Here is a 26,901-nt window from a genome sequence, read left to right as displayed (position 1 = left end):
CTCGTAAAACCTAGACCGTTCCTGAGCCGAATGGCGACCTGAATACCGTAAATTTCCAAGTCAAAAGACTTGCAATCGCAGCTCAGCTTCTATCTTAAATTATGCTAGCTACCCACCACATCCGAAACAACTCATTTCTTAACCCGTATTCACCCAAAAAGTTCATAACCAAGGACAAACTCGTTTAAAAATCTTATATAAGTGTCAATCGGCGAGCGCTTCCTGCATAACGTCATGCAAAACTTGACACGTTTTGTCTATCTCCGAAGAGGCCAGTGTCGGATGCACCATGAACATCAAACTAGTATCCCCCAACTGTCTGGCAATCGGTAAACGCTTCAGCGGCCGCAACTGTGTGTTATCGAATGCCTTTTCCAGATAAACTTCAGAGCACGAACCCGAAAAACAAGGAACACCGCGAGAGACAATTTCATTGAGAATCCGATCCCTATTCCAATCGGGTTTCAATGCCTGAGGCTCGATGAAGACATAGCACTTGTAAGCCGCATGCAAGCAATCCTCCGGGACCGCAGGCACTCGCAGCCCCCTCAGTTGATCTGCAGCGGTCCAAATTCTATGAGCATTGGCCAATCGTGCTTCGTGCCATTGAGCCATACGTCGCAACTGAATACGCCCCAATACTCCTTGCACCTCAAGCATGCGCCAGTTGGTACCAAATTTATCATGCAACCAACGAAAACCTGGCGCATGTACTCGCTCGTAGACGGCCTCCCAACTCTTGCCATGATCTTTGTAGGACCACATGTCGGACCACAAATCACGATCATTCGTCGTGACCATCCCTCCTTCGCCTCCCGTGGTCATGATCTTGTCCTGGCAAAACGACCACGCCCCAACATGACCAATGGAACCGACTGGACGCCCCTTGTATTTTGCACCATGGGCCTGAGCACAATCTTCGATTACCTTGAGATTATACCTCTCGGCCAGGGCCATGATCGGATCCATGTCGCAAGGCCAACCCGCAAGATGGACACACACTATTGCTCGGGTGCGCGATGTCAGGACGGCAGCAATGGTTTGCGCCGTAATATTCTGTGAATTGGGGTCTACATCAGCAAAAATAGGGGTCGCACCAGCATTGACGATACTGGACACTGATGCAAGAAAGGTCCGAGAGGTCACTATTACTTCGTCCCCAGCACCGACGCCCAATGCCTGTAATGCGAGATCCAGAGCAACTGTGCCGTTGGCCAGAGCGACAGCATAATGAGCTCCGCTCCAAGCAGCGAACTCTTTCTCGAACTCACGACACTCCAGTCCGGTCCAGTAATTGACTTTGTTGGAAAGGATGACGTCACGTACAGCGTTGGCTTCTTCTTCCGAAAAGGAAGGCCAGGGAGAAAAAGGAGAGTTCAGCACAGCCCACGTCCATTAATTTCAAGAAATAATTTAGAAAATCAATTAATTACATAAAACCCAACACATGCCACCTACATAGTCGATCTACCCTTACGCTGTAGGCGAGGCCCTCGCAGGTACACCAACAACCAACATGCCATCAGAGACGTCATTTACCACTGACGCGCCCCCCCCGACAATGGCATCAGCACCAATCTTGATCAATTGCCTCACGCAGGCACCTATTCCGATCCAACTCCGATCACCCACACTGACGGCACCAGCTAATCTGGCCCCCGGGCTGACATGGACAGCATCTCCTAATATGCAATCATGGTCGACGCTACAACCAGTATTGAGGATCGCTCCGATTCCAATTTTCGTGTCAACATTGACCACCGCTCCGGCAAAAACTACGGAACCAAGGCCAACGGAGGAGTATTGGCTGATGACCGCCGCCGGATGAATCAATGACACGACAGGCGCCCCCGCGCCGATCAAAGCTGTCAGCTTAAAATGCCGAATGGTGTTATTTCCGATTGCAACAGTGACACCTTGATAGTCTTGGAGTCGAGCGTAAATCGTCGCCAAATCCCCCACTACGGACCAACAGCCATTGCGCTCGACTCCGGGCCATGCATCATCGTAAAAATCTACTTGATCCCAACCGCAGCATTGTGCAGTGTCGGCGACAACTTTCCCATGCCCACCAGCCCCGAGAATCGCCAATCTTCTCATTGCTTACCGCCAGTGAATTTAGACATAGTAACTTCACCTTCCGCGCTGATCCCCTCTTTGACAAGTACCTTCTTCACCGTCGCGAAAATAATCTTGAAATCGAGCAGGCAGGATTGATTGTCTACATACCAGACATCCAATTTGAATTTCTCATCCCAACTCAACGCATTACGGCCGTTGATCTGCGCCCATCCGGTTACACCGGGACGAACCTCATGACGGCGGTTCTGCTCCGGACTATACAGAGGCAGGTACTCCATTAGTAGCGGTCGCGGCCCAACCAAGCTCATATCGCCCTTCAACACATTCCATAACTCCGGCAACTCATCCAGACTACTGGCACGAAGAAAGCTTCCGAAAGGAGTCATTCGCTCCGAATCTGCCAAAGGATTACCATCGGAATCCACGGCGTCGCGCATCGTTCGAAACTTCACCATTTCGAAAGGTTTTCCATCGAGCCCAGGACGAACCTGCTTGAAGAAAACGGGTAACCCGAGCTTTTTGCGGACATTCCAGATGACGATAGCCATCACTGGCGCCAAGAGTATAAGAGCACACAATGAGGCACCGACATCAATAAATCGCTTGAACATTTGTTGATCCGAATATTAGTTGAGCGAGCTTACGCAATAAATACTGAACAACTACACTAAACAAGTGCAGCACAGCCATTAAATAAATAATAGGAGCAGATCGATACAGCCCCACCAACCCCATAACAATCTCAATTAAATACCTAAAAACAAAACACGTGAGAGAGCGAACATTCATCTGGAAGACAATCGCATCCAACGCTTCCCGGCGGTGTAACGACAAGATCATATTCTTTAGGAGATACGAGCAAATCAACCTACTGCTAATCTTGCCCCCTCTCAACCTGGGCAAGGAGTAGATCGCACTGCAGATCATTTCACGGAAGACATAAGCGTCATTGAATTTCATCTGCATAACGCCTAGCTTGCCTGCGATTCACTTGGGAGAAAAGCGCTCTCACAGCAATAAACCATTAGTTCGATGCACTCATTTCCAATGATCAGCCTCCAAGTGGACTCACACACTCTACCCTCTTGACAGATCATGATGGTAGCAACGCAGACCAACGCAGCTTTCACTGACGAATCGATTGCGACGAAGCTCGCAACTGATCGTCGAGGGGCTGCGACGCAGCATAAGAACCACCTCGCAAAAACTGGAATTTACCGAATGACTTCAACGTGACATCCCCTCAGCACAGGATCCAATATAGAGCATCGCGGCACCCTACCTAAGAGCAACGTGTCGCAGCCAGTTTTGCGACTATCGCTTTCATGACTGCGAATGAGAAAATTTCCGCAAGGTGTCACCATACACAGAAACAAACACATCAAAATTCCGAAAGACAAATTTGAAGGTTATCATAAAAACAGCTCCTTTCGTCAAGCATTGAACAGCGCTACCTGTTCTCATAGCCTCCTTGAACGCAATGTAGCATTTCGCCAGTAGATACTGATTGAAGCAGCCTCAAAAAAATCCACCTCGGTTTTTGATGCATTTACCACGAAAATCAGCCCGAATCACTCGCATGTCTAGGCGAACGCGCGCGCCCGTACACCCGCACTCGCAAAGCGCTTGTAGACGCTCAGCTTACGACCGACAAGCACGCCATTCACTCATGCTACTTGCCAGAGCCGCTCCATCCAGTATCATTCAACACCTTCCAGCTCATGGCATCTGCTCGCACGCCATGGCCTTGGAGCCCTGCATGGCGCTCAACTCGCACACACAGAGATAGAGGGCCTCATTCGAAGCCCACAAATCACAACATGCGTTGCGACCCAGAGCCCCCCCCCGGATGAAAACCGGAACGTTGAGAACATTACGTATTCGGCATAGGAAGGTGGAATTGAATAGCTGGCTGAAGAAATCCCTAGCGCTGTATTCAGCCAATGGCTTGAATTTTCTACTGAACATTCTGATTATTCCTATTCTTGTTCACTATGTCGGCTTTCAAGGGTATGGATTCTATTCGGTTTATATTATTCTATCGAGCACACTATTGTTTCTTGATTCGGCCTTATCCAAGTCAGCGGTAAGCACCATTTATTCGGCAAAGGAAGAGCAACGCGCTCAGCTAATCAACTCTTGCCGAGCGGCTTACATCATTGTGGGCATTGCGCTGCTACTGACTACCCCAATAATTGCCATGGGCACTTCAACCCTATTTCCATTGCGTACAGATCAACTGAACCTGGCGTACTGGATCGGTATAGCAGCAGCGGTCGAGTACGCACTGGCCTTGCCAGGTCAGTATTTTCAGATGTTGAATGTCCTACGAGCACGACACTTTACCTACGCGCAATATCAATTGTGCATCCAGCTGAGCCGCTTCTTTGCAGTAGCGATTGTCGCCGCCTCGACACATCAGATCGAATGGGTGTTAGCCGCCGTTGTACTCCGAAAGATCCCCGACTATCTGATTCTTTGGCTGTTCTGGCGCAACCAAGAAATGGAACCCCGCAGTCCAGTCGAGTGGTCTTTGGTGACCACTCTTTACCGACTGGCGGCGCCGATCATCGGAGTCGCTCTCCTGCAAGTGCTTGCGACCGAATTTATATCCATCTATGTCAGTCACGCCTACGGTGCAGAAACACTGGGCAAGTACAGATCCGTCTACGACATACTGAACAAGATCTGGTTCGTTGCAACTCTCTATCCGGTTCTGATCTATCCTAAGATTTGCGAATGGCTAGCCGATACGCACAGAAAAGCATGGCTTAAGGACATGATGTCCAATCTAACACTAGGGAGCGCACTCATTTACGGGGCGTTCACGCTCGCGGGACTCACCATCTATCCGCTACTGGCTCAATGGTTCCCCACACTCCAGGATGCCGGTCCATTCCTTGCAGGACTACTTGCTGGGGTCTGCATGTCTGGGCACGTTCGTCTCGGGTATGAATTTTTACAGGCACAGAAAAATGCAGGAGCTGCACTTCTGATCAATTTACTCTCACTTGGAGCTGGCGCCGCAACGCTTTTCACCTTCTATGGCTGCGCAACAAGAGAAATCGGATGGGCATGGTTCACGTCTCAACTGCTGGCGGTCGCAATTGTCGACGTCCGTAATGGTATACTTTTGTCATCCTCAGTCCGAGGATCTATACTCGGGCTTTTGCCTTGGCTCGGGGTAGGTTTAGGGGTATTTTTGACAACTTCAATCAACGGCATGGTAGGAACAGTTGCGACGCTACTCCTACTTGCTGTTTTCATGATCAGCCTCGCCTTTCTGGCGAAAACTCTGCGCGATCTGAGGCAGGCAAAATGCGCAGAGTGAACTACATCTCAATCGGGGCAGCGCTGATCGCTTTTGCCTCCGTGGCCACGGCACCGCGCTTCGGAAAGCTACCAATCGGAATTGGCGAGCTTGCTGTTATTCCGTTATTTCTGTGGACCTTATGCTACAGACACGCGGTGCGTTATCTGACCCACCCCATTATGCTCTTCTGGATAGGCTTTATTACGATTGCGGGAATAGCCGCACTGCTCAGCCCTCTCGAAGGAGCCAGCTCCGCTCACACAAGTGTGGCATACGTATACACAGCGTGCTTCTCACTTATGGCGCTGACCTGCATTGAGCAGGCATCGCAACAGGAGTTCAATAGTTTCATCAGAGCTCTGAGCTCGATATCAATCATGCTGCTAGCTGTCCCATTTTTTTGCTTCCTGACGGACTCTTACAAACTGGCGGAATTGCTCGGGATCAATGCCGAATACCCGCGCCTTTCCGCCTGGTCCGCGAACCCCAACCAGCTCGCACTCTTCCTGCTGCCGATTCCGATGTGGCTGATGGCTATTTACCGTGACTCGAACTGGCACGGTGCACACTGGCTGCGAAACTTTCTACTTCTCTGGGTGTTTTTTCTAATCGGCATTTCCGTGCGTAGTGACGCACTGTTGCTTTCCTGGTGCATTGGTTTACCGCTCCTAGCAATCATGACGCTTCTCTGGGTAAAACGATCCAACTGGAAAATGCTCACCACAATGCTGGTCGCTTTTGTATTAGCATTTGGTTCATTCAAACTTGTGATCGACGGGCCTGGCCGAGACAAACTCATTGAGGTCAAGATAGCTGTTGCCAGTGCTGCCGCCTCAATGTTTGCTCCAACCGACAACGAAACCCCGCTGTCAGGCCCCCCGATAGCTTCCGCTCCTAGCAAATCGGACTCCATGATCGGAATCGGCTTCGATCAAAATAAGGCCGGAGTGCGCGAAACCCTGTGGGTCCATGCGTACGAAGTATGGCTGCAATCGCCCATTATCGGACATGGCCCTGGCGCGTTTTCCTACCTGGAAGATCCAGCAAAGAAGGAGGAGGCTCACAACATTGGCCTCGATATGCTGACCCAGGTCGGAATAGCAGGCGTGCTGCTGTTCGCCGCTATGTACCTATGGCTTCTCGTCAAGGCATATCAAGCCCGAGACCCTTATTCGCTAGCGGTACTGGTCGTTCTGATGGTTTTTTCCGGGGCTCACTTTATGCTCCGGCAGCCCGTATTCAGTCTCTACATGATCATCTGTGCGCTAGCGGTCAAGAATCACAGTTTTACTACCATGCGTAGAAGCCTCAACCCATCTGATTAAAATGAGATTGTTCCATGTGCGGTATTGCTGGGTTTTGGCACCCTAACAGCCAAGGCAGGTATGACGAGCCAAACGCCCTCAAGCGTATGACCAACGCTATTTTTCATCGCGGCCCCGATGACGCTGGCGCCTGGGACAATGGCGCCGGCCTGTTCCTTGGCCACCGCCGACTTGCAATTGTTGACCTGACTTCAGCCGGTCACCAGCCTATGACGTCACCAACAGGACGTTACGTTATTGTTTTCAACGGTGAAATCTACAACTTCCAGGCACTGCGCAAAGCACTCGACGCAGCACAGCAGAGCCCACTGCCCTGGCGCGGCCATTCGGATACCGAAGTGATGCTGGCGGCATTCGAACACTGGGGTATCGCTGAAACCTTGCGCAAGCTGGTTGGCATGTTCGCGCTGGCGGTATGGGACCGCACCCGAGAAACCCTCACACTTGCGCGTGACCGGATCGGAGAAAAACCGCTCTATTACGGCCTAAAGAACGGCGCGTTAATCTTCGCATCGGAGTTGCAGGCACTCAATGCGCATCCGAGCTTTGACGCAGAAGTTTCACGCGGCAGCTTGGCGCAACTATTGAAATATGCGTACATACCTTCACCAAACTCCATTTATGAGGGTATTCACAAACTGCCACCCGGCAGTTGGATCGAACTCAATGATGCAGTCCTCGCAAGTGGCACGATTGGAGCGCCACAGACCTATTGGGAGCTGCCCACGGTGCAATCGGGGAGTGGCCCGACGCTTTCCGACGCCGAAGCAATCGAACAACTTCATGAGCTGATGCGCACGACGATACGCGACCAAATGGTGGCCGACGTCCCCCTCGGCGCATTCCTTTCTGGAGGCATCGACTCGACTCTGATCGTCAGTTTGATGCAATCACTATCGTCCCAACAGGTCAAGACCTTTACCATCGGCTTCGACAATCCCGGCTACAACGAGGCTGAGCACGCAAAAGCTGTGGCCCGCCATCTCGGCACCGACCATACCGAACTCTATGTATCAGGCGCGGACGCCCTTAACGTGGTGCCAAAGTTATCCGACATATACGGCGAACCCTTTGCTGACTCATCGCAAATACCCACCTATCTCGTATCGCAGTTGGCACGCACCCAAGTCACTGTGAGCCTGTCTGGTGACGCGGGCGACGAACTATTCGGTGGATATAATCGCTATCAGTTCCTACCCAGCCTATGGCGAAAACTTAGTCGCGTGCCGGGACCTGCACGCAGACTGGTCGCCCGACTGATTGAGTCCACACCGCCGAATCGCTGGGACTCTATCGCCAATGGGTTAAACCCAATCATTCCCAGCAGCCTGCGTGTGCGGTTGCCTGGCGAAAAGCTCCACAAACTCGCCGGCATCATGCGCTACGACTCTGCCAGCCAAATGTATGATCGCGTGGTATCACAGTGGCCGAATGCTACTGACGTGGTGATTGGCGCACACACCATGTCAAGCCAGGCATCTGTCGGAAATAGCGACTTCGCTTCCTGGATGATGCGTCAGGACACACTGACCTACCTACCGGACGATATATTGGCCAAAGTAGACCGCGCGGCAATGGCCGTCAGCCTGGAAACCCGTGTGCCATTCCTGGATCATCGAATCGTCGAATTTGCATCGACGTTGCCGATGTCGCTCAAAATCCGCAATGGCAGCACCAAATGGATACTGCGCCAGCTACTCTATCGCTACGTTCCACGAGAACTCATCGAGCGCCCCAAAATGGGCTTCGGTATTCCGCTACACGATTGGCTTCGTGGCCCTTTACGCGACTGGGCCGAATCCTTGTTGGACCCACAGCGATTGGCAAGCGAAGGTTACTTCACACCCGGCCCAATCAGGGCCGTCTGGGAAAGGCACCTTCGAGGACAAGGAAACTACCAGCAACAACTTTGGCCTGTGCTGATGTTCCAAGCTTGGCTCGATAGAAAACGAATCATCTGAATAAAAGATTCCATTATTAGAGTAAAATCCATGCATTCGAGAAAAATATCAGTGGTAGGACTTGGCTATGTTGGCTTGCCTGTAGCTGTGGCATTTGGCAAACACGGACCAGTTATCGGTTTCGACATTAACGAAAACCGACTGCAAGAACTACGCTCGGGACAAGACCGTACAAACGAAGTCAGCCGCGATGAGTTGGCACAGACGCAAATTGAATTTACCAGTAAAATCGAGGTTCTTACCCGGGCGGATTTCCATATCGTTGCTGTACCCACACCGATTGACGATGCTCACCAACCAGATCTGACTCCGGTGGTAAAAGCATCCGAAACTGTTGGTAAAGCGCTCAAACAGGGCGACGTTGTCGTATATGAGTCGACTGTCTACCCCGGCGTCACGGAGGATATCTGTGTTCCAATCCTCGAACGTCTATCAGGCTTGAAATGTGGCACCGACTTCACAGTAGGCTACAGCCGGAACGAATCAACCCGGGCGACAAAGAACACACATTCACCAAAATCATGAAGGTGGTATCTGGACAAGACGCCGCTACGCTCGAAATCGTTGCCGATGTGTACAGCTCTGTAGTCACGGCCGGTGTTTACAAAGCCGCGTCCATCAAAGTAGCCGAAGCCGCCAAGGTGATCGAAAATACGCAGCGCGATCTGAACATTGCTCTGATGAATGAGCTGGCATTGATCTTCGACCGCATGGGCATTGACACTCTAGATGTTTTGGAAGCAGCAGGGACCAAGTGGAATTTCCTGAGATTCAAACCGGGACTGGTAGGCGGACACTGCATCGGCGTAGACCCCTACTACCTGACGCATAAGGCCGAAAAGCTCGGCTATATTCCTCAGGTCATTCTGGCAGGTCGTCGCATCAATGACAGCATGGGAGCCTTTATTGCACAGCAGACAATCAAGCAGATGATCCATGCCGGCCACCCTATTGCCGGTGCCGTAGTTACAGTGCTTGGTCTGACCTTCAAAGAGAATTGCCCTGATCTGCGCAACTCTCGCGTCATCGATATCATTCGGGAACTCGAGGAATTCGGGATCAAGGTACAAGTTTTCGACCCAGAGGCCGAACCGGAAGAAGCCCTACACGAGTACGGCGTCTTGTTACACAAACTCGATGAACTCCAACCTGCTGCCGCAATCGTAGTTGCTGTTGCACATGATGCTTATGCTAGCTGGACAAGCAACGATTATCTGAAGCTTATGCACAACGCTCCCGTTGTGATCGATGTCAAAGGCGTTTGCGACGGCCCGGCTCTAGAAAGTGCAGGTACGCGCTTCTGGCGCCTTTAATGGAGAATGACATGAACACTTACGAATTACTGCGCCAAGAACTAGCCGCTTCGCCGCGCACCTGGCTAGTCACCGGTGTGGCCGGTTTCATCGGCTCAAATTTGCTTGAGGCACTACTTCATCTGAATCAGCGCGTGATCGGTTTGGACAACTTCGAAACAGGCCACCAACGCAACCTTGACCTAGTGCAGCAGACCGTTTCAGATACAACCTGGGCACAGTTCAAGTTTGTGCAAGGCGATATCCGCCAACTGAAAGACTGCCAACGCGCTCTGGAGGAGGATGTCGACTACGTTCTTCACCAAGCGGCACTGGGTAGCGTACCCCGTTCGCTAGAGGACCCGATTCGAACCAACAGCACGAATATCGATGGCTTTTTGAATATGCTAGTTGCTAGCCGGGACGCTGGCGTCAAGCGCTTCGTCTATGCCGCATCAAGCTCCACATATGGTGATCACCCTGGCCTGCCCAAGGTTGAAGATCGGATCGGTCTGCCACTATCACCCTATGCCGTCACCAAGTACGTTAATGAGTTATACGCGGATGTGTTTGCACGTTGCTATGGATTTCAGACCATAGGACTACGGTACTTCAACGTATTCGGCCCAAGACAGGATCCTGATGGTGCATATGCTGCTGTTATTCCAAAGTGGTTTGGCGCACTGCTCCGCGACGAAACAATTCATATCAACGGTGACGGCGAAACCAGCCGTGACTTTTGCTTCGTGGCCAATGCTGTCCAGGCCAACCTGCTAGCCGCCACAACACAAGAAACCAGGGCGTTGAATCAGGTGTTCAACGTGGCTGTCGGCGACCGTACCACACTGAATGAACTGTTCTCCCGTATTCGGGAGCTTGCCTGTGCTGCCAAGCCTGAACTGAAGGATGTGAACCCGGTGTACCGTGACTTCAGAGCCGCCGATGTGCGTCACTCTCAGGCGGATATCAGCAAGGCACAATCATTGCTCGGTTACACACCGACACATCGTATTGCAGAGGGATTACGGGATTCTGCAACCTATTACACAACTCATGTAGGCAAGCATGTCTAAGATTGTCGTAATAGCTGGACTCGCTGAATCACTAATCAGGTTTCGCGGAGATCTTCTGGATGCAATGCGAGCGAACGGCCATGAAGTCGCTGCTATTGCACCGGAGGAGGATGACGTGGTGCGCAAACGACTCGCCGATAAAGGGATTGCATACCATGTTGTGCCGATGGCACGCGCAGGGCTGAATCCATTCGCCGATCTGCGCTACCTGCTACAACTTATCCGGTGCTTGCATAGAATAAATCCCGACGTAGTACTCGCCTACACTATAAAACCAGTGGTCTATGGCTTGCCTGCTGCGTTTCTGGCGCGGGTCAAGCGACGCTATGCCCTGATTACCGGGCTAGGCTATGCGTTCACCGAGGTCGAGGCAAGCTTCAGTCGTGGCCTCATAAATCGCTTAGCATCGATTTTGTACAAGTTCGGATTGCGCTTCGCTAACGGCCTGTTCTTCCAGAACCCGGATGACCGACAGCTCTTCGAGGACCAAGGACTTTTCAACGCGAAACTTCCGACTTGGATCGTTAATGGTTCGGGGGTCGACACAGAAAGCTTCCCGGTAACCCCATTACCACTCCAACCGAGCTTTTTGTTCGTAGGCAGGTTGCTGCGTGATAAGGGTGTAATTGAGTATGTGAACGCCGCTCGCATGCTGAAATCTGCATACCCGCAAGCAACTTTCCATTTAGTCGGACCACTGGACTCCAACCCCTCGGGAATTAACGCAGATATCGTTTCAGGCTGGGAAAAAGAGGGAATAGTCCAATATCATGGAGCAGTCAGCGATGTGAAGCCATACCTCAGTGCTTGCAGCATATTTGTGTTGCCCTCATACCGAGAGGGGACTCCACGATCTGTGCTCGAAGCAATGTCCAGCGGACGAGCTATAATTACCACCGATGCACCGGGATGCCGCGAGACGGTTCAGGACGGGGTCAACGGGTTTCTTGTCCAACCGCGTGACACAGCTGATTTAGCAGCAGCGATGGCTCGCTTGGCAGGCTCGAGCGAGTTACGTGAGCAAATGGGGCTCACAAGTCGTGCCCTTGCAGAGCAAAAGTATGACGTGCATCGTGTAAACGCAGCCATGATCGACGCAATGGAATTGCGCCGCTAATAACCCCGCACCAGCTCGGTGGCTGTAAACACCACCGGGCTGGTAGCATTTCCTCTGTCCCAATAGCGCCCTCCCCATCGTATCGATGAACAATGTAGTGGACTAGTGAAATCCATGGTCATCCATTTAGCCAAGAGTGCTTGGCAGATCAAGGTGTCGGATAGCCAATAACGCCGCTATTTTTCTGCTGAATTGAAACGCGAGGCAGCCTTAGCATCCTGTCGGTGATACGCGAAAACAGGCAAGCTCAAGGCTCTGTAGTTTGATACATGAGTCTGGCTTCATCAGCAATCAGCCAGGTTCTCATGCCTATGAACGAGCAATGGCCGAGTAGCTGAACATCACGAAATTTTTAACCGGAGGCGTGATGCCTTACGACTTGAGCCTAACACGGCGATATTACTTAACTTGCATCTGAATTCAGGAAAAATGGCATTTCCTGTCTGTCGTGCTGTATTTTTTCACACACCGAGCAGCAAGCCAGGCGCTATCGGAAAAACCAAATGCAGGGCAGGCTATCAACTCGTATACGAGCAACGTGGAAGAACTCGGGGCCTGCTGTTTCACTGGAGAATCTAAGGGTTACTCACCAGTTGCTGTAGCGTTATCGCATACGTCGCCGAGGATATTGCTGGGACAATGCTCCATCAGCTAATTGGTCAGATATTCTCTTCATCCTCATCCTCATTCACCCGATCCCGCAACTCCTTCCCCGGCTTGAAATGCGGTACAAATTTCCCATCCAGACTCACCGACTGCCCGGTCTTCGGGTTTCGCCCTACCCGCGGCGCCCGGTAATGCAGCGAGAAACTCCCAAACCCCCGAATCTCAATCCGGTCGCCGGTCGCCAGGCACTGGGACATCTGCTCAAGCATGGTCTTGATGGCCAGCTCCACATCCTTGGATGAAAGCAGCCCTTGATGGGTGACAATTCGTTCGATCAGCTCCGACTTCGTCATATTTTTCCCTTCTTTTTCAAGCAGCTAGGAAAGCACTTCGAAGGTTTTAGCATGCGCGGAGGATTTTGAACAGCCCATCTATTGACTAATCTGCATGAGGAGGAAACATCGAGCTCAACCATCTAATTGCAAATCACAAGCATCGTGCGAGTAACGGCACCTGCCGGATTCCAGCCAAAAAAATACCCTCCCTCCTCATCCTTGGCGTCGCTGGACTTGGTGACGACCTTATACCCCTGAGTCTTACACTCCCGGGCGGCTCGCTTGTAGCACTTATCCCAATCCGATCCCAACCCCGAGCAGTCGATCTCTATACCGCTCACATCGTGCCTGACGTGAGTCTTGGCGTGCGTAGCACACCCTGTCAGCATCAACAGCGCGAGAACAGCCATTAGCTTGCTCATTCATCTCCTTGGTCATGAGGATCCCGAACCACTCACTGCCCCCCCCTGATGACAAAACCTTTAAACTCACGCATGAGACCACCTCACAATAAATTCGTTTCAGGCTTCGAACATCAAATCCCAAACACAAAAAAGGGCGACCGAAGTCGCCCTTTTTCTATGGTCCGACAGAACTCAGTTCTGTTTTTCCATCTGTGCACGCAGCAGAGCACCGAGAGTGGTGTCGACTGGAGCATCCGAAGCAGCTGGCTTGTCGCGCAGGCTCTGGATGGCTTCTTTTTCGTCTTCAACGTCTTTCGACTTGATCGACAGCTGGATCACGCGGCTCTTGCGGTCAACGCTGATGATCTTGGCTTCTACTTCCTCGCCTTCTTTCAGGACGTTACGCGCGTCTTCAACGCGGTCACGGCTGATTTCGGAGGCTTTCAGAGTCGCTTCGATATCGTCGGCCAGAACGATGATGGCGCCTTTGGCGTCAACTTCTTTCACGATGCCTTTAACGATGGCGCCTTTGTCGTTAACCGAGACGTACTCGGAGAACGGATCGCTTTCCAGTTGCTTGATACCCAGGGAGATACGCTCACGCTCTGGGTCAACCGACAGGATAACGGTGTCCAGCTCGTCGCCCTTCTTGAAACGACGCACGGCTTCTTCGCCCACTTCGTTCCAGGAGATGTCGGACAGGTGAACCAGACCGTCGATGCCGCCGTCCAGACCAATGAAGATACCGAAATCGGTGATCGACTTGATGGTGCCGGAGATCTTGTCGCCCTTGTTGAACTGGCCAGAGAAGTCTTCCCATGGGTTCGACTTGCACTGCTTGATGCCCAGGGAGATACGACGACGCTCTTCGTCGATGTCCAGAACCATGACTTCCACTTCGTCGCCGACTTGTACGACTTTCGAAGGATGGATGTTCTTGTTGGTCCAGTCCATTTCGGAAACGTGTACCAGACCCTCAACGCCTTCTTCCAGCTCAGCGAAGCAGCCGTAGTCGGTCAGGTTGGTAACACGAGCGGTAACGCGAGTGCTTTCTGGGTAACGGGCTTTGATAGCAACCCATGGATCTTCGCCCAGCTGCTTGAGGCCCAGGGAAACACGATTGCGCTCGCGATCGTACTTCAGAACCTTGACATCGATCTCGTCGCCAACGTTGACGATTTCCGATGGGTGCTTGATACGCTTCCAAGCCATGTCGGTGATGTGCAGCAGGCCATCGACGCCACCCAGATCGACGAATGCGCCGTAATCGGTGAGGTTCTTGACGATACCTTTGACTTGCTGACCTTCCTGCAGGGATTCCAGCAGAGCTTCACGCTCGGCGGAGTTCTCGGCTTCGAGGACGCTGCGACGGGAAACGACAACGTTGTTGCGTTTCTGGTCGAGCTTGATGACCTTGAATTCGAGCTCTTTGCCTTCCAGGTGCGTGGTGTCGCGCACTGGACGGACGTCAACCAGAGAACCTGGCAGGAACGCACGGATGCCGTTAACGTCGACAGTGAAGCCGCCTTTAACCTTACCGTTGATAACGCCCTTGACCACTTCTTCGGCTGCGAAGGCTGCTTCCAGAACGATCCAGCATTCAGCGCGCTTGGCTTTTTCACGGGACAGCTTGGTTTCACCAAAGCCGTCTTCAACCGAATCCAGCGCCACGTGAACTTCGTCACCGACGTTGATGTTCAGCTCGCCAGCATCGTTGTAGAACTGTTCCAGCGGGATCAGAGCTTCAGACTTCAGACCAGCGTGGACAGTGACCCAACGAGCTTGGTAATCGATATCAACGATAACACCGGTGATGATCGAACCAGCCTGAAGATTAAGGGTCTTCAAGCTCTCTTCAAAGAGTTCCGCAAAGCTTTCGCTCATTTTAATTCCTGTTGATAAGGGCGAAGAATACGCCCATCTGCCACACCCCAGACGATGTGGGTTACGTTCATATGAAAGAAGCCATGCAGGACTATGACTGGTCCCCCGCACGCTTCTTGGTCACCCGGCGATATCGCGAATGGCGATCTCGCTCATGATGCGTTCCAGCACCTGCTCGATGGACAATTCCGTGGAATCCAGCTGTATGGCGTCAGCCGCCGGCTTGAGCGGGGCTACCACTCGCTGGGTGTCACGCTCATCGCGGGCACGTATCTCATCTAGCAGACTCGACAGACTAACATCATCGCCCTTGGCCTTCAACTGCAAGTACCGGCGACGCGCCCTTTCCTCGGAACTGGCAGTCAGGAAAATCTTCAGTGGCGCATCGGGAAACACGACCGTGCCCATGTCCCGACCGTCGGCCACCAGGCCAGGCGGCTCCTGGAACGCCCGCTGGCGCTGCAACAGGGCCTCGCGCACCGCCGGCAACGCCGCCACCTGGGAAGCCCAGGCGCCAACCTGCTCGTTACGGATATCCTCGGTCACGTCGTCGCCTTCGAGAATGATCCGCGCCGTGCGATCGTTGGTCGCACCGACGAACTGTACATCCAGGTGAGCGGCCAGGGCCTTGAGGAGCTCCTCGTTGGTCAGGTCGACCCCATGGTTGCGCGCGGCGAACGCCAACAACCGATACAGGGCGCCGGAGTCCAGCAGGCACCAGTTCAGGCGCTTGGCCAGGATTCCGGCGACCGTGCCCTTGCCCGAACCGCTCGGCCCGTCGATGGTGATAACTGGAGCTTGAATATTCACGACCGTGCCTCTTTGTGATCATCATTGGCGTTCAGGGTGCCCTTGCGGGCACGGCGAGCGAGGATTCTGCCGAAATGCTCGCGCGCCGCCTGCGCACGCTGGAACACCTCCAGCAATTGTGGCCCATCCCCGGCATCGACGGCGTCGCGCAAGACGTCCAGGTCAGCGCGAAAGGTATCCAGCGCACGCAGGACGGCATCCCGGTTCGCCAGGAAGATATCGTGCCACATCACCGGATCACTGCCGGCGATCCGTGTGAAATCACGGAATCCACCCGCCGCGTAGCGAAAAATCTCCAGGTTCTCATTGCGCTTGGCCAACGAGTCCACCAGGCCGAAGGCCAGCAGGTGCGGCAGATGACTGGTCGCCGCCAACACTTCGTCGTGGCGTTCGACCTGCATATGCTCGACATCCGCGCCCAGGGCCCGCCAGAGCGCATCAACCGTCGCCAGCGCCGAGGGATCGGTCTCGGCCAGCGGCGTCAGGATCACTTTGTGCCGACGGAACAGGGCGCCATTGGAGGCGCGCACGCCACTCTGCTCGGACCCGGCAATCGGGTGCCCCGGGACGAACCGCGACGGCATGCCCGCAAACGCGCGGGCAGCGGCACGCACGACGTTACCCTTGGCACTGCCGACATCCGTCAGGATCGCCCGGCCCAGGTCCATGCCCGCCAGCAAGCCGAGCATTTTCTCCATGGCCAGGATCGGCACCGCCAGCTGAATCACATCGGCGCCCTGGCAAGCGACAGCCAGGTCGGCCTCGCAGCGATCGACCACGCCCAGTTCAACCGCCAGCTCACGCGACAGCGGATCGAGATCGACGCCCACCACTTCCCGGCACAGACCGCTTTCCCGCAGCCCCTTGGCAAAGGATCCACCAATCAAACCCAGACCGACCACCACAAGACGGCCGATCATAGGCTCCACGGATTGCATCGGCATGACATCAACCACGAGCCAGGACCTTGGCCAGCGCTTCCAGCAGACGACTGTTCTCACTGGCCAGGCCGATGCTGACCCGCAGGTGTCGCGGCAGACCATAGCCGGCCACCGGACGTACGATCACACCTTCACGCAGCAGCCCCTGATACACCGGGCCCGCCTCACGCGCGACATCGACCGCGATGAAGTTGGCCTTCGACGGGATCCAGCTCAGCCCCAACTGGCGAAACCCCTCTTCCAACTGCTGCATGCCAGCTTCGTTCAGGCGTCGGCTGTGGGCGACATATTCGACATCGTCCAGTGCGGCGCGGGCCGCGACCAACGCCAGGCTGTTGACATTGAACGGCTGGCGAACGCGGTTGAGGATGTCCGCCACGGCAGGCGACGACAGCGCATAGCCGACTCGCAAGGCCGCCAGGCCATAGGCCTTGGAGAAGGTGCGCGAGACCAGCAGATTCGGATAGCTCGCCAGGTAGTCCAGGCCATCCGGCAGATCGACGCCCTCGGCATACTCGATATAAGCCTCATCCAGCACCACCAGGACATCCCGCGGTACCGCGGCAAGAAATGCCTCCAGCGCCCGCGGACCAAACCAGGTGCCTGTCGGGTTGTTCGGGTTGGCGATAAACACCACGCGGGTGTTTTCGTCGATGGCCGCGAGCATCGCCGTCAGGTCATGCCCCCAATCCTTGGCTGGCGCCACGCGAGCATCGGCGTTCACCGCCTGGGTCACGATGGGATAGATCGCAAAGGCGTGCTCACTGAACACCGCGTTCAACCCCGGCGCCAGGTAGGCACGGGCGACCAGTTCGAGAATGTCGTTGGAGCCGTTGCCCAGGGTGACCTGGTTGGCCTGCACCCGGCACAACTCGGACAGGCGCTGCTTGAGTTCGAAGCCATTACCGTCCGGGTAACGGGTCAGATCCGCCAGGGCATGGTGAATCGCCGCCAGGGCCTTGGGACTCGCCCCCAGCGGATTTTCATTGCTCGCCAGCTTGATGATCCGCGCCGGATCGATATCCAGTTCACGGGCCAGCTCGTCCACGGGTTTGCCTGGAACGTAAGGCGACAGTTGTTGCACGCCCGGCTGCGCCAGGGCGAGGAAGTTACCGCTCATGATCAACGCCTTTACAGAACCGCTTTCGGGTAGGAGCCCAGCACCTTGAGGGCGACGGCTTCCTGACTGATCTTCTCCAGCACACCCTTGACCAGCGGGTCACGGTGATGGCCGACGAAGTCGATAAAGAACACATACGTCCATTTACCACTGCGCGAAGGGCGGGTCTCGATTCGCGTCAGGTCAATCCCGTTGTCGTGGAACGGCACCAGCAGCTCATGGAGCGCGCCAGGCTTGTTGCTCATGGAAACGATGATCGAGGTCTTGTCGTCGCCGGTGGGCGGCACTTCCTGGCTGCCGATGATCAGGAACCGCGTGGAATTGTCCGGCCGGTCCTCGATCTTCTCCGCCAGGCGGGTCAAGCCATACAGACCGGCCGCCATGTCGCCGGCAATCGCCGCCGAGTTCCACTCGCCCTTGACTCGCTTCGCCGCTTCGGCGTTGCTGGAAACCGCCACGCGCTCGACATTCGGGTAGTGGGCGTCCAGCCATTTGCGGCACTGGGCCAGGGACTGGGCATGGGAGTAGATGCGGCTGATGCTGTCGGTCTTGGTGTTTTCACCCACCAGCAGGTGGTGGTGAATACGCAGCTCGACCTCACCGCAAATCACCATGTCATGCTCGAGAAAACTGTCGAGGGTGTGGTTGACCGCACCCTCGGTGGAGTTCTCCACCGGCACCACGCCGAAATTCACCGCGCCCGCCGCCACTTCGCGAAAAACCTCGTCGATGGCCGCCATCGGCTTGCTGATCACCGCATGGCCGAAATGCTTCATCGCCGCGGCCTGGGTGAAGGTACCTTCCGGGCCCAGGTAGGCCACCTTCAGCGGCTGCTCCAGAGCCAGGCAGGAAGACATGATCTCGCGGAACAACCGCGCCATTTCTTCGTTGCCCAGCGGCCCCTGGTTACGCTCCATGACCCGTTTGAGCACCTGAGCTTCACGCTCGGGACGATAGAACACCGGCACTTCGCCTTCGGCCAGCGAGGCCATTTTTACCCGCGCGACTTCCTGGGCGCAGCGAGCGCGCTCACTGATCAGCTCGAGGACTTTTTCATCGAGGCTGTCGATACGCAGGCGCAGTGCCTTGAGTTCTTGCTCGGACATCAGCCGTGTTCCTTCTCGAACGCCGCCATGTACGCCACCAGTGCATTCACCGCATGGATGTCGACAGCGTTGTAAATGGAGGCGCGCATGCCACCCACCGAACGGTGGCCCTTGAGGTTCAACAGGCCGCGCTCTTCGGCGCCGGCCAGGAAGGGTTTGTCCAGGCGGTCATCGGCGAGGCGGAATGGCACGTTCATCCAGGAGCGGTTGCTCTTGTTGATCGGGTTGCTGTACAGGCCACTGGCGTCGATGAAGTCATACAGCGTGCGCTGCTTGACCTCGTTGAGCTTGCCGATGGCTTCGACACCGCCCTGCTCCTTGAGCCACTCGAAGACCAGCCCCGACAGGTACCAGGCCAGGGTCGGCGGGGTGTTGTACATGGAGCCGTTGTCGGCCGCGACCTTGTAGTCGAGCATGGTCGGACAGATCGAGCGCGCGCGACCCAGCAGGTCTTCGCGGACGATATTGACGACAATGCCGCTCGGGCCGATGTTCTTCTGTGCACCGGCGTAGATCATGCCGAAGCGGGAAATGTCCACCGGACGCGAGAGGATGTCCGAGGACATGTCCGTCACCAGCGGTACGTCGCCGGTTTCCGGAATCCAGTCGAATTCCAGGCCGCCGATGGTTTCATTCGACACATAGTGAACATAGGCCGCGTCTTTCGACAGCTTCCATTCGTTCTGGCCGGGAATGGCGAAATAATCGTAGGACTTGGCGCTGGCGGCGACATTGACGTTACCGAAACGCGAGGCTTCCTCGATGGCTTTCTTCGACCAGATGCCAGTCTCGATGTAATCGGCCTTGCCGTCTTCGGGCAGCAGGTTCAAGGCGACCTGGGCAAATTGCTGGCTGGCGCCGCCTTGCAGGAACAGCACCTTGTAGTCCGAAGGAATATCCAGCAGGTCACGCAGGTCCTGCTCGGCCTTGGTGGCGATGGACACGAACTCATCGCTGCGGTGGCTCATTTCCATGACCGACAGGCCCTTGCCGTGCCAGTCGAGCAGCTCGGACTGGGCACGCAACAGGACAGCTTCAGGCAGCGCAGCGGGACCCGCGCAGAAGTTAAAGGCTCGTTTGCTCACATCCACTCTCGCTATGCTTTTGAATACACACCGGCCATTCTACGCCACACGCCTGCAGGAGCGAGCTTGCTCGCGATAACGCAAGGGCACCTGGATCCCCCTGACACAACGAAGAGGTCCAACAATGACCGCTTCGCGTTCGATCGCGAGCAAGCTCGCTCCTACAACAGCCGCGACAGGCGCAGACGCTCAATTACTCTTGCGGCTCAGCCTCATCGGTTGCAGCGTCAAACGGCTGATCGTCGTTCAACACGTCGCCGTCAAACTCGACGCCCTCCTCACCTTCCAGCGCCTCGCCTTCGACTTCCGACGGTTCCTGGACACGCTCCAGGCCCACCAGCGTTTCGTCATTGGCCAGTTTGATCAGCGTCACGCCCTGGGTATTACGACCCAGGCTGGACACTTCATCGACGCGGGTACGCACCAGCGTGCCCTGGTCGGAAATCAGCATGATCTCCTCGCCGTCCAGCACCTGCACCGCACCGACCAGACGACCGTTACGCTCGTTGCTGACCATGGCGATCACACCCTGGCCGCCGCGCTTGTACTCGGGGAACTCGGTGATCGCGGTGCGCTTGCCAAAGCCACGCTCGGAGGCGGTGAGGATCTGGCTGCCCTCCTCCGGAATGATCATGGAGATCAGCTTCTGACCTTCGTTCAGGCGCATGCCACGTACCCCACGAGCCGTACGGCCCATGGCACGCACATCGGACTCCTTGAAGCGCGTCACCTTGCCGGCGTCGGAGAACAGCATGACCTCACGCTCGCCATCGGTGATCGCGGCGCTGATCAACACGTCGCCTTCGTCCAGCTCCAGCGCGATCAGGCCAACGCTGCGCTGGCGACTGAAGGCTTCCAGCGGGGTCTTCTTCACGGTACCGTCGGCGGTGGCCATGAAGATGAAGTGACCTTCGGTGTACTCCTCCACCGGCAGCATGGTGGTGATGTATTCACCCTCATCCAGCGGCAACAGGTTCACCAGCGGACGACCACGGGCGGCACGGGAGGCTTCGGGAATCTCGTAGGTCTTGAGCCAGTAGACCTTGCCCTTGCTGGAGAACAGCAGCAGGGTGGTGTGGCTGTTGGCAACCAGCAGGTGGGCAATGTAGTCCTCATCCTTGACGCCGGTCGCCGATTTGCCCTTGCCACCGCGGCGCTGGGCCTGGTAGGCCGCCAACGGCTGGGTCTTGGCATAGCCGCCGTGGGAGATGGTCACCACGCGCTCTTCTTCCGGGATCATGTCGCCCAGGGTCAGGTCCAGACGGGCATCGAGGATCTCGGTACGCCGCACGTCGCCGTACTCGGCACGAATGACTTCCAGCTCCTCGCGGATCACTTCCATCAGGCGCGTGGCACTGTTGAGGATGCGGATCAGTTCGCCGATCTGGTTGAGGATCTCCTGATACTCGGCCAGCAGCTTCTCGTGTTCCAGCCCGGTCAGGCGGTGCAGGCGCAGCTCCAGGATGGCTTGCGCCTGTTCCGGCGACAGGAAGTACTTGCCGTCACGCAGACCGTATTGTGGGTCCAGGGTCTCCGGACGGCACGAATCGGCACCGGCACGTTCAACCATCGCCACCACCGCGGACGACTCCCAAGGCATGCTGATCAGCGCTTCCTTGGCTTCCGAGGGCGTCGGCGAGGCCTTGATCAGGGCGATCACCGGGTCGATGTTCGACAGCGCGACCGCCTGGCCTTCGAGGATGTGTCCACGCTCGCGGGCCTTGCGCAGTTCGAACACGGTACGCCGGGTCACGACTTCGCGACGGTGACGCACGAAGGCTTCCAACAGATCCTTGAGGTTGAGGATCCGCGGGCGACCGTCGATCAGCGCGACGATGTTGATGCCGAACACGCTCTGCAGTTGGGTCTGGGCGTAGAGGTTGTTGAGAATCACCTCTGGCACTTCGCCACGACGCAGCTCGATGACCACGCGCATACCGTCCTTGTCGGACTCGTCGCGCAGCTCGGTGATGCCTTCGAGCTTCTTCTCTTTCACCAGCTCGGCGATCTTCTCGATCAACCGGGCCTTGTTCAGCTGGTAAGGCAGCTCGGTGATGACGATCTGCTGGCGACCGCCGACCTTGTCGATGTCCTCGATGGTCGAACGGGCGCGCATGTAGATGCGCCCACGCCCGGTGCGATAGGCCTCGATAATGCCGGCACGGCCGTTGATGATCGCGGCGGTCGGGAAGTCCGGCCCCGGGATGTACTGCATCAGGTCATCGACGCTCAGTTCCGGGTTGTCGATGAGGGCCAGGCAACCGTCGATGACTTCACCGAGGTTGTGCGGCGGGATATTGGTCGCCATGCCCACGGCGATACCGCTGGAGCCGTTGACCAGCAGGTTGGGGATACGGGTCGGCATGACCGCCGGGATCTGCTCGGTACCGTCATAGTTCGGCACCCAGTCCACGGTTTCCTTGTGCAGGTCGGCCAGCAACTCGTGCGCCAGCTTGGTCATGCGCACTTCGGTGTATCGCATGGCCGCGGCGTTGTCGCCGTCCACGGAGCCGAAGTTGCCCTGGCCATCGACCAGCAGGTAGCGCAGGGAGAATGGCTGCGCCATCCGAACAATGGTGTCATAGACCGCGGTGTCACCGTGCGGGTGATACTTACCGATCACGTCACCGACCACACGGGCAGATTTCTTGTACGGCTTGTTCCAGTCGTTACCCAGCTCGCTCATCGCGAACAGTACACGCCGGTGCACGGGCTTCAAGCCATCGCGCGCATCAGGCAGTGCCCGCCCGACAATCACGCTCATCGCGTAGTCGAGGTAGGACTGTTTCAGCTCGTCTTCGATATTGACCGGGAGGATTTCTTTGGCCAGTTCGCCCATGAGAAGCCTGATTCCTTTTTCTGGTGAAACTTCGTCACATCCATATGGGACGAACGAAGCTCGCCGCCGCGGGCCTGATGCCCTGCAACGACTTACGACAAATCAACGAGTTATGCCTTGGATCTGCGCAGTGAAGGCAGCCGGTTCGGGCTACCCTGGAAACCGTCGGATGTTATCACAATCGCCGCCACGCACCTACCCCGGCATAGGCAAGGAAGTAGACGGGCGGCCACTGCAATCCACCGAGAGCGCGCCGAGAGGGGCCTACAGGCAAGTCGAGCACCTCCCAGCCGCGCAAAATACCGCTCAGCCTGGGACAAAAAGTCGCTCAATGCAGGCGCTTGCGGCACATCAACTGCGCCATCTTCGCGGTGTCCGGACGTTCGACAATACCTTTTTCGGTCACGATGACATCGATGAGGTCCGCCGGCGTCACGTCGAAGACCGGGTTGAAGGCCTCGACCTCGGCCCCGACCCGCTGGCCACCGACACTCAACAGCTCACTGCCGTCGCGCTCTTCGATCGGAATATCGTCACCACTGGCCAGATCCATGTCGATGGTCGAGCTGGGCGCCACCACCATGAAACGCACGCCATGGTGCATGGCGCAGACCGCCAGTTGATAGGTACCGATCTTGTTCGCCACGTCGCCATTGGCGGTAATCCGGTCGGCACCGACGATCACCCAGGTCACGCCCTTGGTCTTCATGATGTGCGCGGCGGCCGAATCGGCGTTCAGGGTCACCGGAATGCCTTCATTGGCCAGTTCCCAGGCGGTCAGGCGCGAGCCTTGCAGCCAGGGCCGGGTTTCATCGGCATAGACCTGTTCGACCATGCCCTCCAGAAAGGCCCCGCGAATCACCCCCAGGGCCGTACCGAAGCCGCCAGTGGCCAGGGCGCCAGTGTTGCAATGGGTAAGGATCGCCTGGGCATTGCCCTGGTGCTTGCGGATCAGGTCGACCCCCAACTGCGCCATGGTCAGGTTGGCCTCGCGATCGCTGTCATGGATCGCCACCGCCTCGGCCTCCAGGGCCGCCAGCGGATCGACGGCGCCCTTGACCCGCTCCAGACGCTCACGCATGCGATCCAGGGCCCAGAACAGATTGACCGCGGTCGGCCGCGAATTCGCCAGCAGGGCAAAATCGGCCTCCATCGCCGCCAACCAATCACCGCCACGCGCCAATCGCGCCCGCGCCGCCAGCACCACGCCATACGCCGCGCTGATGCCGATGGCCGGCGCGCCCCGCACCACCATCGAGCGAATCGCCTCGGCGACCCCCGCGGCGCTGTCGTAGGCCAACCAGGTTTCCTCGAACGGCAGAACGCGCTGATCGAGCAGATACAAGGCACCATCACGCCAATCGATGGCCTTCACTTTTTCCGCAGCCAACAATCGATCGCGCATGATTCACCCCACACTCCGGAACAAAAGCCACCGATTATAGCGATCCGCCCGTGAGGACGCTCGGGTATACTTCGCCATTATTTCAGATAAAGCCCGGAAACCGTCCACGATGCCGAATGCCGCAGCCCCGCTCGATCTTCTCCTGCTACCGACCTGGCTGGTCCCTGTCGAACCCGCCGGCGTGGTATTCAGGGAGCATGGACTGGGCATTCGTGACGGACGCATCGCTTTTATCGGCCCCCGGGCCGAGGCCTTGAAACTCGGCGCCAGGGAAGTGCGCGAATTGCCGGAGACGCTACTCGCCCCCGGCCTGGTCAATGCCCATGGCCATGCCGCCATGACGCTGTTTCGCGGCCTGGCCGACGACCTGCCGCTGATGACCTGGCTGGAACAGCATATCTGGCCCGCCGAAGCCCGATGGGTCGACGAAGCCTTCGTCCGCGATGGCACGGATCTGGCCATCGCCGAGCAACTCAAGGGCGGCATCACCTGTTTCTCGGACATGTATTTCTTCCCTAAAATCGCCAGCGAACGCGTGCACAACAGCGGTATTCGCGCACAGATCGCCATCCCGATCCTCGACTTCCCGATCCCTGGCGCCGCGAGCGCCGATGAGTCGCTGCGCCAGGCCGTCGAGCTGTTCGGCGACCTCAAGCACCATCCGCGGATCAAGATCGCCTTCGGCCCCCATGCACCCTACACCGTTGGCGACGAAAACCTGGAAAAAGTCCGGGTCATCGCCGAAGAACTCGATGCCGCGATCCACATGCACGTGCATGAAACCGCCTTCGAGGTGCAACAGTCGGTGCAACAGCGCGGCGAACGCCCGTTGGCGCGCCTGGGTCGCCTCGGCTTGCTCGGTCCGCGCTTCCAGGCCGTTCACATGACCCAGGTCAGCGATGACGACCTGGCGCTGCTGGTAGAAAGCAACACCAGCGTGGTCCACTGCCCGGAATCGAACCTGAAACTGGCCAGCGGCTTCTGTCCGGTGGAGCGCCTGTGGCAAGCCGGCGTGAACGTGGCCGTGGGTACCGACGGCGCGGCGAGCAACAACGACCTCGACCTGCTCGGCGAAACCCGCACCGCCGCCCTGCTGGCCAAGGCCGTCGCCGGTTCCGCCACGGCACTGGATGCACACCGCGCGCTGCGCATGGCGACCCTCAATGGCGCGCGCGCCTTGGGCCTGGAGCTGGAAATCGGCTCGCTGGAAGTCGGCAAGGCCGCGGACCTCGTCGCTTTCGACCTGTCGGGCCTGGCCCAGCAGCCGATCTACGACCCGGTGTCGCAACTGATCTACGCCAGCAGCCGCGACTGCGTGCGGCATGTCTGGGTCGGTGGCAAGCCACTGCTTGAAGACCGCTGCCTGACGCGCCTGGACGAGCAGCAACTGGGCGCCACCGCCCGGGCCTGGGGCCAGCGCATCGGCAGTCATACGCATTGAATAGAAGATGGCGCCGCCCGGCGGGCGACATCAACCTGATTTCCAAGCTTTAGAGGATAGTCCATGAGCAACGTCGACCACGCTGAAATCGCCAAGTTCGAGGCCCTGGCCCATCGCTGGTGGGACCGCGAAAGCGAGTTCAAGCCGCTTCACGACATCAACCCGCTACGGGTCAACTGGATCGACGAGCGGGTCAAGCTCGCCGGCAAGAAGGTCCTCGACGTCGGTTGCGGCGGTGGCATTCTCAGCGAGGCCATGGCCCAGCGTGGCGCCACCGTCATGGGGATCGACATGGGCGAAGCGCCCCTGGCCGTGGCCCAACTGCACCAGTTGGAATCCGGTGTCAGTGTCGAATATCGACAGATCACCGCCGAAGCCCTGGCCGAGGAAATGCCCGAGCAGTTCGACGTGGTGACCTGCCTGGAAATGCTCGAGCACGTCCCCGACCCGTCCTCGGTGATCCGTGCCTGCTTTCGCATGGTCAAGCCTGGCGGCCAGGTGTTCTTCTCCACCATCAACCGCAACCCCAAGGCGTATCTGTTCGCCATCGTTGGCGCGGAGTACATCATGGGCCTGCTGCCGCGCGGCACCCATGACTTCAAGAAATTCATCCGTCCATCCGAGCTGGGGGCCTGGAGCCGCGAGGCCGGTCTGGCGGTCAAGGACATCATCGGCCTGACCTACAATCCCCTGACCAAACACTACAAGCTGGCCGCGGACGTCGACGTCAACTACATGATCCAGACCCTGCGCGAGGAGTGA

19 protein-coding genes and 2 pseudogenes are annotated in these 26,901 nt (G+C 56.6%); 8 read left to right on the top strand and 13 right to left on the bottom strand.

Features of this window, described 5'->3' with window-relative positions; all coding sequences use genetic code 11:
* Nucleotides 1-204 precede the first annotated feature (204 nt).
* The 3 genes from PFEN_RS21525 to PFEN_RS21515 form a co-directional block, all read right to left on the bottom strand.
* On the bottom strand, nt 205-1,383 hold the full coding sequence (locus PFEN_RS21525; RefSeq protein ID WP_191488718.1) for a DegT/DnrJ/EryC1/StrS family aminotransferase: 1,179 nt from the start codon (nt 1,381-1,383) through the stop codon (nt 205-207).
* A 90-nt stretch (nt 1,384-1,473) separates the two neighbouring features.
* Entirely contained in the window at nt 1,474-2,100 is a 627-nt protein-coding gene (locus tag PFEN_RS21520; RefSeq protein ID WP_191488717.1) for an acetyltransferase, read from the bottom strand.
* Nucleotides 2,097-2,693 (bottom strand): sugar transferase, encoded by a 597-nt coding sequence (locus tag PFEN_RS21515; protein ID WP_191488716.1) that lies wholly within the window; start codon nt 2,691-2,693, stop codon nt 2,097-2,099. The genes PFEN_RS21520 and PFEN_RS21515 overlap by 4 nt, the downstream gene beginning before the upstream one ends.
* 1,289 nt (nt 2,694-3,982) lie before the next feature.
* On the opposite strand from PFEN_RS21515, the gene PFEN_RS21510 reads away from it, so the two are divergent.
* The 6 genes and pseudogenes from PFEN_RS21510 to PFEN_RS21485 all read left to right on the top strand — a co-directional run bounded on the left by PFEN_RS21510 (nt 3,983) and on the right by PFEN_RS21485 (nt 12,163).
* The gene (locus tag PFEN_RS21510; protein WP_191488715.1) at nt 3,983-5,413 is read left to right on the top strand and encodes a lipopolysaccharide biosynthesis protein; all 1,431 of its coding nucleotides are present in this window, start codon (nt 3,983-3,985) and stop codon (nt 5,411-5,413) included.
* A complete protein-coding gene (locus tag PFEN_RS21505; protein ID WP_191488714.1) occupies nt 5,401-6,720 on the top strand; it encodes an O-antigen ligase family protein in 1,320 nt (439 codons plus the stop codon). Before PFEN_RS21510 ends, PFEN_RS21505 begins: the two co-directional genes overlap by 13 nt.
* 14 nt (nt 6,721-6,734) lie before the next feature.
* Entirely contained in the window at nt 6,735-8,681 is a 1,947-nt protein-coding gene (asnB, locus tag PFEN_RS21500; RefSeq protein ID WP_191488713.1) for an asparagine synthase (glutamine-hydrolyzing), read from the top strand.
* 30 nt (nt 8,682-8,711) lie between these two features.
* Nucleotides 8,712-9,994, top strand: a pseudogene (locus tag PFEN_RS21495) (nucleotide sugar dehydrogenase).
* A gap of 11 nt (nt 9,995-10,005) precedes the next feature.
* Nucleotides 10,006-11,046: an NAD-dependent epimerase/dehydratase family protein gene (locus PFEN_RS21490; protein ID WP_191488712.1), complete on the top strand. Its 1,041-nt coding sequence runs from the start codon at nt 10,006-10,008 to the stop codon at nt 11,044-11,046.
* On the top strand, nt 11,039-12,163 hold the full coding sequence (locus PFEN_RS21485) for a glycosyltransferase family 4 protein (RefSeq protein ID WP_191488711.1): 1,125 nt from the start codon (nt 11,039-11,041) through the stop codon (nt 12,161-12,163). The genes PFEN_RS21490 and PFEN_RS21485 overlap by 8 nt, the downstream gene beginning before the upstream one ends.
* A gap of 659 nt (nt 12,164-12,822) precedes the next feature.
* Here PFEN_RS21485 and ihfB read toward each other — a convergent pair.
* From ihfB to mtnA, 10 genes and pseudogenes are all read right to left on the bottom strand, one after another.
* Nucleotides 12,823-13,122 carry an integration host factor subunit beta gene (gene ihfB / locus PFEN_RS21480; protein ID WP_191488710.1) on the bottom strand — a complete coding sequence of 100 codons (300 nt, stop codon included), beginning with the start codon at nt 13,120-13,122 and terminating at the stop codon, nt 12,823-12,825.
* A gap of 122 nt (nt 13,123-13,244) precedes the next feature.
* Complete coding sequence (locus tag PFEN_RS30790; RefSeq protein WP_224771035.1) at nt 13,245-13,526, bottom strand: hypothetical protein; 282 nt, start codon at nt 13,524-13,526, stop codon at nt 13,245-13,247.
* Nucleotides 13,527-13,700: 174 nt separating this feature from the next.
* On the bottom strand, nt 13,701-15,392 hold the full coding sequence (gene rpsA / locus PFEN_RS21475) for a 30S ribosomal protein S1 (RefSeq protein ID WP_100939090.1): 1,692 nt from the start codon (nt 15,390-15,392) through the stop codon (nt 13,701-13,703).
* Between the two features lie 120 nt (nt 15,393-15,512).
* The gene (cmk, locus tag PFEN_RS21470; protein WP_191488709.1) at nt 15,513-16,202 is read right to left on the bottom strand and encodes a (d)CMP kinase; all 690 of its coding nucleotides are present in this window, start codon (nt 16,200-16,202) and stop codon (nt 15,513-15,515) included.
* Nucleotides 16,203-16,222: 20 nt separating this feature from the next.
* Nucleotides 16,223-17,146 (bottom strand): annotated as a pseudogene (locus tag PFEN_RS21465) (prephenate dehydrogenase/arogenate dehydrogenase family protein); the annotation flags it as partial.
* A 4-nt stretch (nt 17,147-17,150) separates the two neighbouring features.
* Complete coding sequence (gene hisC / locus PFEN_RS21460; protein WP_191488707.1) at nt 17,151-18,263, bottom strand: histidinol-phosphate transaminase; 1,113 nt, start codon at nt 18,261-18,263, stop codon at nt 17,151-17,153.
* 11 nt (nt 18,264-18,274) lie between these two features.
* Nucleotides 18,275-19,369 (bottom strand): prephenate dehydratase, encoded by a 1,095-nt coding sequence (gene pheA / locus PFEN_RS21455; RefSeq protein WP_191488706.1) that lies wholly within the window; start codon nt 19,367-19,369, stop codon nt 18,275-18,277.
* Entirely contained in the window at nt 19,369-20,454 is a 1,086-nt protein-coding gene (gene serC, locus PFEN_RS21450) for a 3-phosphoserine/phosphohydroxythreonine transaminase (RefSeq protein ID WP_191488705.1), read from the bottom strand. The genes pheA and serC overlap by 1 nt, the downstream gene beginning before the upstream one ends.
* 193 nt (nt 20,455-20,647) lie before the next feature.
* Nucleotides 20,648-23,293 (bottom strand): DNA gyrase subunit A, encoded by a 2,646-nt coding sequence (gene gyrA, locus PFEN_RS21445; RefSeq protein WP_191488704.1) that lies wholly within the window; start codon nt 23,291-23,293, stop codon nt 20,648-20,650.
* Between the two features lie 328 nt (nt 23,294-23,621).
* Nucleotides 23,622-24,698 carry an S-methyl-5-thioribose-1-phosphate isomerase gene (mtnA, locus tag PFEN_RS21440; protein WP_191488703.1) on the bottom strand — a complete coding sequence of 359 codons (1,077 nt, stop codon included), beginning with the start codon at nt 24,696-24,698 and terminating at the stop codon, nt 23,622-23,624.
* Nucleotides 24,699-24,807: 109 nt separating this feature from the next.
* Here mtnA and PFEN_RS21435 point away from each other — a divergent pair, with 109 nt between their 5' ends.
* Nucleotides 24,808-26,139: a TRZ/ATZ family hydrolase gene (locus tag PFEN_RS21435; protein WP_191488702.1), complete on the top strand. Its 1,332-nt coding sequence runs from the start codon at nt 24,808-24,810 to the stop codon at nt 26,137-26,139.
* A 63-nt stretch (nt 26,140-26,202) separates the two neighbouring features.
* A complete protein-coding gene (gene ubiG, locus PFEN_RS21430; protein ID WP_100939083.1) occupies nt 26,203-26,901 on the top strand; it encodes a bifunctional 2-polyprenyl-6-hydroxyphenol methylase/3-demethylubiquinol 3-O-methyltransferase UbiG in 699 nt (232 codons plus the stop codon).

It is taken from the genome of Pseudomonas sp. FEN (genome assembly GCF_904067045.1).
Lineage (GTDB): Bacteria > Pseudomonadota > Gammaproteobacteria > Pseudomonadales > Pseudomonadaceae > Aquipseudomonas.
This window is presented reverse-complemented; position numbering and strand designations above follow the sequence as displayed.